Genomic DNA, 13,113 nt, shown 5'->3' on the forward strand with positions numbered 1-13,113 from the left:
GCGGTACGCTTGAGCGTCCGGCCAAGTGCCGGGCGCTCAGTCGTGCGTGGAGACGGCCGCGAGCCGTCATACAACAAGGCACGAAACTCCAGCCCAGGAAGACGAAAGCAGCCATGCCTCCGAAGAAGAAGCTCGTCAAGACCTTCACGCTTCAGTTGCCGGGCGGCCAGGCCACTCCGGCGCCGCCGGTCGGCCCCGCGCTCGGTCAGCACGGTGTGAACATCATGGAGTTCGTCAAGGCGTACAACGCCCAGACGGAGTCCCAGCGCGGCGACATCATCCCCGCGCAGATCAGCGTCTACGAGGACCGGACGTTCACGTTCATCCTCAAGACCCCGCCCGCCGCCCGCCTGCTGCTCAAGGCCGCCGGCGTGCCGAAGGGGTCGGGCGTGCCGCAGAAGGACAAGGTCGGCTCGATCACCAAGGCCCAGCTGCGTGAGGTCGCCGAGAAGAAGATGGCAGACCTCAACGCCAACGACATCGAGCAGGCCGAGAAGATCATCGCCGGCACCGCCCGCTCCATGGGCATCGTCGTCAAGGACTGATCAAGCTCCGCCGGCAAGCACAACCAAAGACCAAGTGGGAGGGCGCGGAAAGCGCCCGCACGATCACCACAGGAGTAAAAGCGACATGTCGCAGCACGGAAAGAACTACCGCAAGGTCTCGGACCTTGTCGACCGCAACGCGCTGTACAGCCCCATCGCCGCGGTGAAGCTGGCCAAGCAGACCACCACCGTCAAGTTCGACCCCACCGTCGAGGTGGCCATGCGGCTGGGCGTCGACCCCCGCAAGGCCGACCAGATGGTCCGTGGCACGGTCAACCTGCCCCACGGCACCGGCAAGACCGCCCGCGTCATCGTCTTCGCGCAGGGCCCGAAGGCCGCTGAGGCCGAGGCCGCCGGCGCCGACGCGGTGGGCACCGACGACCTCGTCGCCCGGATCCAGGAAGGCTGGCTGGACTTCGACGCGGCGATCGCCACCCCCGACCAGATGGCCAAGATCGGCCGGATCGCGCGGATCCTGGGCCCGCGCGGCCTGATGCCGAACCCGAAGACGGGCACGGTCACGATGGACGTCACCAAGGCGGTCAACGAGATCAAGGGCGGCAAGATCACCTACCGGGTGGACAAGCACTCCAACCTCCACCTGATCATCGGCAAGGCGAGCTTCTCCGAGCAGCAGCTGGTGGAGAACTACGCGGCGGTCCTCGACGAGGTCAACCGGGCCAAGCCGAGCGCGGCCAAGGGCAAGTATCTGAAGAAGATCTTCATCACCACCACCATGGGCCCCGGCATCCCGGTCGACCCGAACCGCACGCGCAACCTCCTCGAGGACGACGCGTCCGCGGAGTAAGCACAGCGGCACGACGACGGCGGGCATCCGAGGGTGCCCGCCGTCGTCTATGTTCGGGGGCGTGCAGTTCCACGACGTCTGGTTCCGGTACGCCCGCAATGCGGCGTGGACCCTGCAGCACGTCGACCTGGAGCTCGGTCCCGGCGAGACCGCGGTCGTGCTCGGCCCCAACGGTTCCGGCAAGTCGACCCTGCTCCAGCTCGCCGCCGGGGTGCTGAGGCCCGGCCGGGGCACGGTCTCCGGAAGGCCGCCGGTGGTGGGCTGGGTCCCGGAGCGGTTCCCCGCCGACCAGCCGTTCACCGCCCGGGCCTACCTGACGCACATGGCGGCAATCCGCGGAGCCGACAGCGCCGGCATCGACGAATGGGCCGACCGCCTCAATTTCGTGGGGTTTCTCGATGTACGCCTGAGCCGCCTCTCCAAGGGCTCCGCCCAGAAGGTGGGCCTCGTCCAGGCACTGCTGGACCCGCCGGGCCTGCTGGTCCTCGACGAGCCGTGGGAGGGTCTCGACGCCGCGACCCGTGAACAGGTGCCGGCGATCGTCGCCGACGTGGTGGCCCGCGGCGGGTCGGTGCTCATCAGCGACCACCTCGGCGAGGTCGCCCGCCTGCCGGGGGCCCGCCGCTGGCACGTCCGCGACGGCCGGGTGAGCGAAGACAGCCGGGTGGGCGACGACAGCCGGGTGGGCGAAGACGGCCGGGTGGGCGAAGACGGCCGGGTGGGCGAAGACGGCCGGAAGGGCGTGACCGGCCCCCGGGGCGAGCGCCCCGCCGCCAGGCGCATCATCGAGCTCGCCGTCGCGGCGACGCACGCGGACCGGGCGGTGGCGAGGCTGCGCGCCGACGGGTTCGACGTCCTCGGCGTCCGGGAGGAGCGGTGACCGCCCTGGTCAGGATGCGGCTCGCGGGCTTCGTCCAGACGGGCCGGGCCGCCGCGCCGCTGCTGGCCGCCCTGGTCGTGCTGTCCATCCTGTACGGCGGCGGGCAGTCCCAGGCCGGCGAGGCCTACGGGGTGTCCGCGGCCGTGCTGTTCGGGGTCCTGGCCTGGCAGACGAAGCTCCTGCTCGACGTGGAGCCCGACGTGCAGCGGCGGATCGGCAGGGTCGCGCTCGGCGCCGGCCGGGAGACCGCCGCGGGGGTCGCCGCGGCGCTGGTCGCCGCCCTGCCGGTGATCCTGGTCGCGATGATCCTGCCGTGGCTCGTCGGTGGCGTCACCGGACCGCAGAAGGTCGGCGACCCGCCGCTGGGGGAGGGCATCGCGCTCGGCCTGTGGGCGCACCTGCTGCTGCTCCTGCCCGCCGTCGGCCTCGGTGCCCTGGCCAGCCGCGCGGTGTCCGGGCAGGCGGCCCGCGGCCTGGCGATCCTCGTCGGCGGCGTGGTCATGGCGGTCGTGCTCGGCCTGAAGAGCTCGCCGGCGCCGTGGCTGGCCCCGCCGCTGATGACCACCGCCCGCGACACCGTCGGCGGTGCCGACCTGACCGCCGTCGCCGTCACCACCGGCTGGGGCGTCGTGTGGGCCGCGCTCGCCGTCGCCGCCTACGCCCACCTGCGGCGGACCAGGCCGTAGACGCGCCGCGATTTGGTTGCGCACGGCGAGTCAAGTACAGTTTCCATCGAAACCCGAAGACCGCTGGTCATGTCCGCGTGAGTGGACATCGAAGGCCCTGTGTCAACGCAGGCGACCCGCGCAGGGCCGGACAAGCGTTGCCGACACATGTCGCTCCGCCCCGTGCGCCCCTGCGCCCGGGGCGTTTTTCGTTGCCGCGAGTGCGCCCGAGAGCGTGGCCAGCACCGTAGCAAGAGAGAGGAGGGACATGGCGGACAAGCCGGTTCGAGACGACAAGGCCACCGCGGTCGCGGAGCTCACCGAGAGCTTCCGGGGCTCGACGGCCACCGTGCTGACCGAGTACCGCGGCCTGACCGTGGCGCAGCTCAAGACCCTGCGCCGCAGCCTGGGCCGCGAGACCACGTACGCCGTCGCGAAGAACACGCTCGCGAAGCGTGCCGCGACGGACGCGGGCATCAGCGGGCTCGACGATTTGTTCTCCGGTCCTACCGCGCTCGCTTTCGTCTCCGGCGACCCGGTCGAGGCGGCGAAGAGCCTTCGTGAGTTCGCGAAGGCCCACCCGCTGCTCGTCATCAAGGGCGGCGTTTTCGAGGGCAAGGCCATCAGCGCGGACGAGGTCCGTCGCCTGGCCGACCTGGAGTCCCGTGAGGTGCTGCTGGCCAAGCTGGCCGGCGCGATGAAGGGCAGCCTGTCCAAGGCCGCGTCGCTGTTCCAGGCGCCGCTGTCCAAGGCCGCCCGCACCATCCAGGCTCTCGCCGACAAGCAGGACTCCGGCAGCGCGCAGGAAGCCGGCAGCGACGCGGCCGAATAGGCCCGCGCGCTCCACATCACTTTTTTCGAAAGGAACGCCAACATGGCGAAGCTGAGCACCGCCGAACTCCTCGACGCGTTCAAGGAGATGACCCTGATCGAGCTCTCCGAGTTCGTGAAGGAGTTCGAGACCACGTTCGACGTCACCGCTGCCGCGCCGGTCATGATGGGTGGCGGCGGCGCCGCTGCCGCTCCGGTCGAGGAGAAGGAAGAGCAGTCGGAGTTCGACGTCGTGCTCGAGGGCGACGGCGGCAAGAAGATCCAGGTCATCAAGGTCGTGCGCGAGCTGACCGGCCTGGGCCTGAAGGAGGCGAAGGACCTCGTCGAGGCCGCGCCGAAGGCCGTCCTCGAGAAGGCCAACAAGGAGACCGCGGACAAGGCCAAGGCCAAGCTCGAGGCCGAGGGCGCCAAGGTTACCCTCAAGTAACTTGCACCACAGCGGGGCGGTCGCCGGGAAACCGGCGGCCGCCCCTTTGTGTGTAAGGACCCAAGATCTAGGGGTGGCCACCACAACACCTTGTGATCGGAGTGCGAGATTTCCGTCACGGTGGCCCGACGCGCGTGGGAACCCTTGACGCGATGACCTGGTGGCAGGCACGCTAATCAGGCACTGCCTTCCGCGGACGCGGCGGCCGGTGGCCCGACAGATGTGCCCCGATCCTTCTTGGGTCTGGTTCAGCGCACATCGACCGATGAGCCCCAGGCCTCGACCGACGCGAGCGGCTCGGCCGGTGGAACAGCGATCTTCAAAAAGATCGTTGAAACATCGTGCACGGGGCCGCTCGACAGCGGTTAGCCTTTCGGCTACACTGCTAGTTTGCGCTGTCTTCTGACTTCACCTCTGGCGTGGAGTGCCTCTTCGTGGGCACTTTGCATCGGGGGTCGTCAGGCTGCACGCAAAACGGCCTGTCTGCACCACCGGTCCTCGGAAGGACGCATCTTGGCAGCTTCCCGCCCTGCGAAGACCAGTTCGAGCGCATACGCTCCCCGCCGGGTCTCCTTCGGCAGGATCACCGAACACCTTGAGGTTCCCAACCTCCTTGCCATCCAAACCGACTCGTTCGACTGGTTGGTTGGCAACGAGAAGTGGCAGAGCCGCTCGGCCGGTGATCCGCACGCCCGTTCCGGGCTGGCGGAGATCCTCGATGAAATCAGTCCCATTGAGGACTTCTCCGGCACGATGTCCCTGTCGTTCTCCGCGCCCCGCTTCGACGAGGTCAAGGCTCCCATGGAGGAGTGCAAGGAGAAGGACCTCACCTACTGCGCGCCGCTGTTCGTGACGGCGGAGTTCACCAACCACACCACTGGCGAGATCAAGAGCCAGACGGTGTTCATGGGTGACTTCCCGATGATGACGCCCAAGGGCACCTTCATCATCAACGGCACCGAGCGCGTCGTGGTGAGCCAGCTCGTCCGGTCGCCGGGCGTGTACTTCGACAAGCAGCCGGACAAGACCTCCGACCGCGACCTCACCAGCGTCAAGGTCATCCCGAGCCGGGGTGCCTGGCTGGAGTTCGACATCGACAAGCGCGACACCGTCGGTGTCCGCATCGACCGCAAGCGCCGGCAGGCCGTCTCCGTCCTGCTCAAGGCCATCGGTTGGTCCGCCGAGCGCATCCGTGAGAAGTTCGGCTGGTCCGAGCTCATGATGACGACGCTCGAGAAGGACCACATCGCCGGCCAGGACGAGGCCCTGCTAGACATCTACCGCAAGCTCCGCCCCGGCGAGCCGCCGACGCGTGAGAACGCGCAGACCCTCCTCGACAACCTCTTCTTCAACCCGAAGCGATACGACGTCGCCAAGGTCGGTCGATACAAGTTCAACAAGAAGCTCGAGTTGGACCTCCCGATCAACCAGGGTGTGCTGACGGAAGAGGACGTCGTCGCCACGGTCGAGTACCTCTGCCGCCTGCACACGGGCGAAGAGGGCTACGAGGCCGACGACATCGACCACTTCGGCAACCGGCGCCTGCGCACGGTCGGCGAGCTCATCCAGAACCAGGTCCGCGTCGGCCTGTCCCGGATGGAGCGCGTCGTCCGCGAGCGCATGACGACGCAGGACGTCGAGGCGATCACGCCCCAGACCCTGATCAACATCCGTCCCGTCGTGGCGGCGATCAAGGAGTTCTTCGGCACGTCGCAGCTGTCGCAGTTCATGGACCAGACCAACCCCCTCGCGGGCCTGACCCACCGCCGGCGCCTCAGCGCGCTCGGCCCGGGCGGTCTGTCGCGTGAGCGGGCTGGCTTCGAGGTCCGCGACGTGCACCCGTCGCACTACGGCCGCATGTGCCCGATCGAGACCCCTGAAGGTCCCAACATCGGTCTCATCGGCGCGCTCTCGACGTTCGCGCGGGTCAACCCGTTCGGCTTCGTCGAGACGCCGTACCGGAAGGTTGTCGACGGCCGGGTCACCGACCAGATCGACTACCTGACCGCCGACGAGGAGGACCGGTTCGTCAAGGCGCAGGCCAACGCTCCGCTCAAGAGCGACGGCAACTTCGCCGAGGACCGCATCCTCGTCCGCCGGAAGGGCGGTGAGGTCGACAACGTCCCCGCCGACCAGGTCGACTACATGGACGTGTCGCCGCGGCAGATGACCTCGGTCGCCACCGCGATGATCCCGTTCCTCGAGCACGACGACGCCAACCGTGCACTCATGGGCGCCAACATGCAGCGCCAGGCGGTGCCGCTGGTCAAGGCCGAGGCCCCGCTCGTCGGCACCGGCATGGAGTACCGTGCCGCCGTCGACGCCGGTGACGTGGTCGTGGCCGAGGTCGCCGGCGTGGTCGAGGACATGTGCGCCGACTACGTCACGATCCACCAGGACGACGGCCACCGCCGGACCTACCTGCTGCACAAGTTCCGCCGCTCCAACTCCGGCTCCTGCGTCAACCAGAAGCCGGTGATCTTCGAGGGCGACCGGGTCGAGGCGGGGCAGGTCATCGCCGACGGTCCGTGCACCGACGAGGGCGAGATGGCGCTCGGGCGCAACCTGCTCGTGGCGTTCATGCCCTGGGAGGGTCACAACTACGAAGACGCCATCATCCTGTCCCAGAAGCTGGTGCAGAACGACGTCCTCACCTCGATCCACATCGAGGAGCACGAGGTCGACGCGCGCGACACCAAGCTGGGGCCGGAGGAGATCACCCGCGACATCCCGAACGTCAGCGAGGAGATGCTCGCCGACCTCGACGAGCGGGGGATCATCCGGATCGGCGCCGAGGTCGTGACCGGCGACATCCTGGTCGGCAAGGTCACCCCCAAGGGTGAGACCGAGCTGACCCCGGAGGAGCGCCTGCTCCGCGCGATCTTCGGCGAGAAGGCCCGCGAGGTGCGCGACACCAGCCTCAAGGTGCCGCACGGCGAGACCGGCACGGTCATCGGCGTGCGCACGTTCAGCCGGGAGGACGGCGACGAACTGTCCCCGGGCGTCAACGAGCTGGTGCGCGTCTACGTGGCCCAGAAGCGGAAGATCCAGGACGGCGACAAGCTCGCCGGCCGCCACGGCAACAAGGGCGTCATCTCGAAGATCCTCCCGGTCGAGGACATGCCGTTCCTCGAGGACGGCACCCCGGTCGACATCGTGCTCAACCCGCTCGGCGTGCCGAGCCGGATGAACATCGGCCAGGTCCTGGAGACCCACCTGGGGTGGGTGGCCAAGACAGGTTGGAAGATCGACGGTGACGACACCGAGTGGAAGCGGGCGCTGAAGGCCATCAACGCGGGGGAGTCCGAGCCGGACACCAACGTCGCGACCCCGGTCTTCGACGGCGCCAAGGAGGAAGAGATCGCCGGCCTGATGAGCAGCACGCTGCCCAACCGGGACGGCAACCAGCTCATCGGTGCCAGCGGCAAGGCGCGGCTGTTCGACGGCCGCTCCGGTGAGCCGCTGCCGGACCCGATCGCGGTGGGCTACATCTACATCCTCAAGCTCAACCACCTGGTGGACGACAAGATCCACGCCCGTTCCACCGGCCCGTACTCGATGATCACGCAGCAGCCGCTGGGTGGTAAGGCGCAGTTCGGTGGTCAGCGCTTCGGTGAGATGGAGTGCTGGGCGATGCAGGCCTACGGCGCCGCCTACGCGCTGCAGGAGCTGCTGACGATCAAGTCCGACGACGTCCTCGGACGCGTCAAGGTCTACGAGGCGATCGTCAAGGGCGAGAACATCCCGGAGCCGGGCATCCCGGAGTCCTTCAAGGTGCTCCTCAAGGAGCTGCAGTCGCTGTGCCTGAACGTCGAGGTGCTCTCCAGCGACGGCGTGGCCCTCGAGATGCGCGAGACGGACGACGAGGTGTTCCGCGCCGCCGAGGAACTCGGCATCGACCTCTCCCGGCGTGAGCCGAGCAGCGTCGAGGAAGTTTGATCCGTGGGCGGGCGCCCCGCGAAGGCGCCCGCTCCACGACCTAGCAATTACCCGAGCAACTGAATCGTGAGGACATAGACGAAGTGCTCGACGTCAACTACTTCGACGAACTGCGCATCGGTCTGGCCACTGCCGACGACATCCGCCAGTGGTCGCATGGCGAGGTCAAGAAGCCCGAGACGATCAACTACCGCACCCTGAAGCCGGAGAAGGACGGGCTCTTCTGCGAGAAGATCTTCGGTCCGACCCGGGACTGGGAGTGCTACTGCGGCAAGTACAAGCGGGTCCGGTTCAAGGGCATCATCTGTGAGCGCTGCGGCGTCGAGGTGACCCGGGCCAAGGTCCGCCGCGAGCGCATGGGCCACATCGAGCTCGCCGCCCCGGTCACGCACATCTGGTACTTCAAGGGCGTGCCCAGCCGGCTCGGCTACCTGCTCGACCTGGCGCCGAAGGACCTCGAGAAGATCATCTACTTCGCGTCGTACGTGATCACGAGCGTCGACAAGGAGGCCCGCCACCGCGACCTCGCCACCCTCGAGAACGAGGTCTCGGCGGAGAAGCGCCAGGCGGAGAACGCCCGCGACTCGGAGATCGAGAAGCGCGCCGCCAAGCTGGAGCAGGACCTGGCCGAGCTCGAGGCCGAGGGCGCGAAGGCCGACGTGCGCCGCAAGGTCAAGGAGTCCGGCGAGCGCGAGATGCGCCAGATGCGGGACCGCGCGCAGCGTGAGATCGACCGTCTCGACGAGGTCATGGACACGTTCCGCAAGCTGGACCGCAAGAACCTCATCACCGACGAGCTGCTCTACCGCGAGCTGCGCGACCGGTTCGGTGAGTACTTCACCGGCGCCATGGGTGCCGAGGCGATCAAGGCGCTGCTGGAGAACCTGGACCTCGACGACGAGGCCGAGTCGCTGCGCGAGACCATCCGCAGCGGCAAGGGCCAGCGCAAGATCCGGGCCCTCAAGCGGCTCAAGGTCGTCGCGGCGTTCCTCAACACCGCCAACTCGCCGCTGGGCATGGTCCTGGACTGCGTCCCGGTCATCCCGCCGGACCTGCGTCCGATGGTGCAGCTCGACGGTGGCCGGTTCGCCACCAGCGACCTCAACGACCTGTACCGGCGCGTGATCAACCGCAACAACCGGCTCAAGCGCCTGATCGACCTGGGTGCCCCGGAGATCATCGTCAACAACGAGAAGCGGATGCTGCAGGAGGCCGTCGACGCGCTGTTCGACAACGGCCGCCGCGGTCGTCCCGTCACCGGCCCGGGCAACCGGCCGCTGAAGTCGCTGTCCGACATGCTCAAGGGCAAGCAGGGTCGCTTCCGTCAGAACCTGCTGGGCAAGCGCGTCGACTACTCCGGCCGTTCGGTCATCGTCGTCGGCCCGCAGCTCAAGCTGCACCAGTGCGGCCTGCCGAAGCAGATGGCGCTGGAGCTGTTCAAGCCGTTCGTGATGAAGCGCCTGGTGGACCTCAACCACGCGCAGAACATCAAGTCGGCCAAGCGCATGGTCGAGCGTCAGCGTCCGGTCGTGTGGGACGTGCTGGAGGAGGTCATCGCGGAGCACCCGGTGCTGCTCAACCGCGCGCCGACCCTGCACCGCCTGGGCATCCAGGCCTTCGAGCCGCAGCTGGTCGAGGGCAAGGCCATCCAGATCCACCCGCTCGTCTGCACCGCCTTCAACGCCGACTTCGACGGCGACCAGATGGCCGTGCACGTGCCGCTGTCCGCGGAGGCGCAGGCCGAGGCCCGCATCCTCATGCTGTCCAGCAACAACATCCTCAAGCCGGCCGACGGCAAGCCGGTCACCATGCCCACCCAGGACATGGTCATCGGCCTGTACCACCTGACGCACATCCAGAAGGGCCTGACGGGCGAGGGGCGCACCTTCAGCTCCGACGCCGAGGCGCGGATGGCGTTCGACAACGGCGAGCTGCACCTGCAGGCACCGGTGAAGATCCGGCTCCGGGGCATCATCGGGGTCGACAACGGCGCCTCCGGCCAGCCGTGGGAGGCCCCCGAGGGCTGGCAGTCCGGCGACACGGTCACGGTCGAGACGACCCTCGGCCGGGTGCTCTTCAACGAGACGCTCCCGGTGGGGTACCGCTTCGTCAACTACGAGATCCGCAAGGGTCAGCTGTCGGCGATCGTCAACGACCTCGCCGAGCGCTTCCCGAAGGTCTCCCTCGCGGCGACCCTGGACGCGCTCAAGCTGGCCGGCTTCCACTGGGCCACCTGGTCCGGCGTCACCATCGGCATGGAAGACGTCATCCAGCCGCCTCGCAAGCGCGAGATCCTCGAGCGCTACGAGAAGGAGGCCGAGCGGATCGACAAGCAGTACCAGCGCGGTCTCATGACGGCCGAGGAGCGCCGCGGCGAGCTCATCGAGATCTGGACCAAGGCGACCGGTGAGGTCGCCAAGGAGATGGAAAGCGCGCTGCCGCAGGAGAACCCGCTGTGGAAGATGATCAACTCGGGCGCCCGCGGTAACCTGCTCCAGCTCCGCCAGATCGCCGCGATCCGTGGCCTGGTGGCCAACCCGAAGGGTGAGATCATCCCGCGGCCGATCAAGGCCAGCTACCGGGAGGGTCTGTCCGTGCTGGAGTACTTCATCTCCACGCACGGTGCCCGTAAGGGTCTGGCCGACACCGCGCTGCGGACCGCCGACTCGGGTTACCTGACCCGTCGTCTGGTCGACGTGTCGCAGGACGTCATCATCCGCGAGGAGGACTGCGGCACCGACCGCGCCATCCCGATGACGGTCGGCGAGCTGCACGACGGCGTCATGCGCATCCACCAGCACGCGGAGACGGGCGTGCACGCCCGTACCCTCGCCGACGACGTCCGTGACAAGGACGGCAAGCTCGTCGCCGAGCGTGGCACGGACATCAACTCGATCACGGTCGACCTGCTGGTCGCCGCCGGGACCGAGACCGTCCGCGTCCGTAGCGTGCTCACCTGCGAGTCGAAGCTCGGCGTCTGCGGCGCCTGCTACGGCCGGTCGCTGCCCACGGGCAAGACCGTCGACGTCGGCGAGGCGGTCGGCATCATCGCCGCCCAGTCGATCGGTGAGCCGGGCACGCAGCTGACGATGCGTACCTTCCACACCGGTGGTGTCGCGGGTGAGGACATCACCCAGGGTCTGCCCCGTGTGCAGGAGATCTTCGAGGCCCGCGTGCCGAAGGGTAAGGCGCCCATCGCCGACACCCCCGGTCGCGTGCGCATCGAAGACGGCGAGCGGATGCGGAAGATCATCATCGTGCCGGACGACGGCAGCGAGGAGATCGTCCACGACAAGCTCAGCCGGCGCGTCAAGCTGCGCTACCAGGACGGCGAGCACGTCGAGGTCGGTGAGAAGCTCACCGAGGGCACGATCGACCCGCACGAGCTGCTGCGCATCATGGGTCCCCGGGCGGTCCAGGTCCACCTGACGTCCGAGGTCCAGGAGGTGTACCGCTCGCAGGGCGTGCTCATCCACGACAAGCACATCGAGATCATCATCCGGCAGATGCTCAAGCGGGTCACGGTCATCGACTCCGGCTCCACCGAGTTCCTGCCCGGTGTGCTGGTCGACCGTGCGCTCTTCGAGGCGGAGAACCGTCGCGTCGTCGCCGAAGGCGGCGAGCCGGCGGCCGGCCGTCCCGTGCTCATGGGTATCACCAAGGCGTCCCTCGCGACGGAGTCGTGGCTGTCCGCGGCCTCGTTCCAGGAGACGACCCGGGTGCTGACCGACGCGGCGATCCACGCGCGCAGCGACTCGCTGATCGGTCTGAAGGAGAACGTCATCATCGGCAAGCTCATCCCGGCCGGTACGGGCATCAGCAAGTACCGCAGCATCCGGGTCGAGCCGACCGAGGAGGCGAAGGCGAAGGTCTACTCGATGACCGGCTACCCGGAGGCCGACTACGGCTTCGGCCCGGCCAGCGGGCAGGCGGTCCCCCTGGACGACTTCGACCTGGGCTCCTTCCGCTAAGCACCACCGGACGACGAAGAGGGCGGGGACCCCACGGGGCCCCGCCCTCTTCCCGTGGACCGGATAGGCTCGGGTGGTGACGTCCTCGACGCGCCATCCGCTCGACCCCGACCCGGTCCGCGCCACCAAGGCCTCGGCCGTGTTCGGGCTGGGCCTGCTGTCGGTGGTGACCGGGCCGTTCCTCGGCGGGGCGATCCCGGCGACCCTGGCGCTGCTGATGGCCCGGCAGTCGCACCGCGAGCTGGTGGCCGCGGAGGGCTTCCTGCTGGGCGCCAGGAGGCTCCGCAACGGCGTGCGGCTCGCCTGGACCGGCATCGTGCTGTCGATCGCCACGCTGGTCGTCCTGGCGATCCTGGGCCTGCTGGCCTATGCCCGGGGCCGCGGCACGGACTTCGACCCGCTGGTGAACTGACGTGACCTACCCCTACCAACAGCAGCCGCCCCACCAGCACCAGCAGCCCTACCAGCACCAGCCGCCGGCCCAGCCCGTCGCGCAGCAGGGCATGCGGATCGACGTCGTCCAGGGGACCCCCTTCGGGGTGGCCTACCCCCTCGTTCAGGCGACCCCGAGCGGCCCCGCCATCGGCAGCCTCGTCGCCGGCATCGCATCGGTCTTCGTCGGCCTGTTCGTGGGCTGCCTCGGCCTGCTCGGCGCGCCCGAGGGGTGGGGCCCGCTCGCCGGCGGCGCGTTCACCGTGCTGGCCGTGTTCCTCGGCCTCGGCGCGATCGGCCTCGGCGTCTTCGGCATGCGCCAGGTCCGCCAGGCGGGCCGGCTGGTCAGCGGCCGCGGGATGGCGATCACCGGGGTGGTGCTGGGCTCCACCGGCGCGGGCGTCGGCGTGCTGTCCCTGCTGCTGGCCTTTGTGGCCGCGGCCACCTCCACGAGCCCATGAGGGCCCGTGAGCGCCCGCGAGAGCGCCCCCGACCGGCCCTGACCGGCCCCGACGCCGAGAACGCGACCCCCGGGACGGACGGATCAGACACCAGGTACTCTTGGTGTGAAGAGTGTTCCGTCATGGGGCCGAGCCGTCGATTTTGACCAGCGTC

Annotated in this window: 10 protein-coding genes; all 10 read left to right on the forward strand. The window is 68.6% G+C overall.

Features of this window, described 5'->3' with window-relative positions:
- The first annotated feature begins 113 nt into the window (after positions 1-113).
- The 10 genes from rplK to ACQEVZ_RS30715 all read left to right on the forward strand — a co-directional run bounded on the left by rplK (position 114) and on the right by ACQEVZ_RS30715 (position 12,959).
- Positions 114-545 carry a 50S ribosomal protein L11 gene (gene rplK / locus ACQEVZ_RS30670; RefSeq protein ID WP_033357679.1) on the forward strand — a complete coding sequence of 144 codons (432 nt, stop codon included), beginning with the start codon at positions 114-116 and terminating at the stop codon, positions 543-545.
- An 85-nt stretch (positions 546-630) separates the two neighbouring features.
- Complete coding sequence (rplA, locus tag ACQEVZ_RS30675; RefSeq protein ID WP_344501847.1) at positions 631-1,353, forward strand: 50S ribosomal protein L1; 723 nt, start codon at positions 631-633, stop codon at positions 1,351-1,353.
- Between the two features lie 61 nt (positions 1,354-1,414).
- Positions 1,415-2,233 carry an ATP-binding cassette domain-containing protein gene (locus ACQEVZ_RS30680; protein ID WP_433372928.1) on the forward strand — a complete coding sequence of 273 codons (819 nt, stop codon included), beginning with the start codon at positions 1,415-1,417 and terminating at the stop codon, positions 2,231-2,233.
- Positions 2,230-2,919 (forward strand): hypothetical protein, encoded by a 690-nt coding sequence (locus ACQEVZ_RS30685; protein ID WP_354890825.1) that lies wholly within the window; start codon positions 2,230-2,232, stop codon positions 2,917-2,919. The genes ACQEVZ_RS30680 and ACQEVZ_RS30685 overlap by 4 nt, the downstream gene beginning before the upstream one ends.
- Positions 2,920-3,166: 247 nt before the next feature.
- On the forward strand, positions 3,167-3,730 hold the full coding sequence (gene rplJ / locus ACQEVZ_RS30690) for a 50S ribosomal protein L10 (protein ID WP_344501844.1): 564 nt from the start codon (positions 3,167-3,169) through the stop codon (positions 3,728-3,730).
- A gap of 42 nt (positions 3,731-3,772) precedes the next feature.
- Positions 3,773-4,156, forward strand: coding sequence for a 50S ribosomal protein L7/L12 (gene rplL / locus ACQEVZ_RS30695; protein WP_344501843.1), 384 nt, complete (start codon positions 3,773-3,775; stop codon positions 4,154-4,156).
- Positions 4,157-4,669: 513 nt separating this feature from the next.
- The gene (locus ACQEVZ_RS30700; protein WP_344501842.1) at positions 4,670-8,095 is read left to right on the forward strand and encodes a DNA-directed RNA polymerase subunit beta; all 3,426 of its coding nucleotides are present in this window, start codon (positions 4,670-4,672) and stop codon (positions 8,093-8,095) included.
- Between the two features lie 83 nt (positions 8,096-8,178).
- Entirely contained in the window at positions 8,179-12,066 is a 3,888-nt protein-coding gene (locus ACQEVZ_RS30705) for a DNA-directed RNA polymerase subunit beta' (protein WP_344501841.1), read from the forward strand.
- A 76-nt stretch (positions 12,067-12,142) separates the two neighbouring features.
- Complete coding sequence (locus ACQEVZ_RS30710) at positions 12,143-12,478, forward strand: hypothetical protein (RefSeq protein WP_433372934.1); 336 nt, start codon at positions 12,143-12,145, stop codon at positions 12,476-12,478.
- 1 nt (position 12,479) lies between these two features.
- Positions 12,480-12,959, forward strand: coding sequence for a hypothetical protein (locus ACQEVZ_RS30715; protein WP_433372937.1), 480 nt, complete (start codon positions 12,480-12,482; stop codon positions 12,957-12,959).
- Positions 12,960-13,113: the final 154 nt, after the last annotated feature.

This window comes from Dactylosporangium sp. CA-152071, from assembly GCF_050936335.1.
Taxonomy (GTDB): Bacteria; Actinomycetota; Actinomycetes; order Mycobacteriales; family Micromonosporaceae; genus Dactylosporangium; species Dactylosporangium maewongense.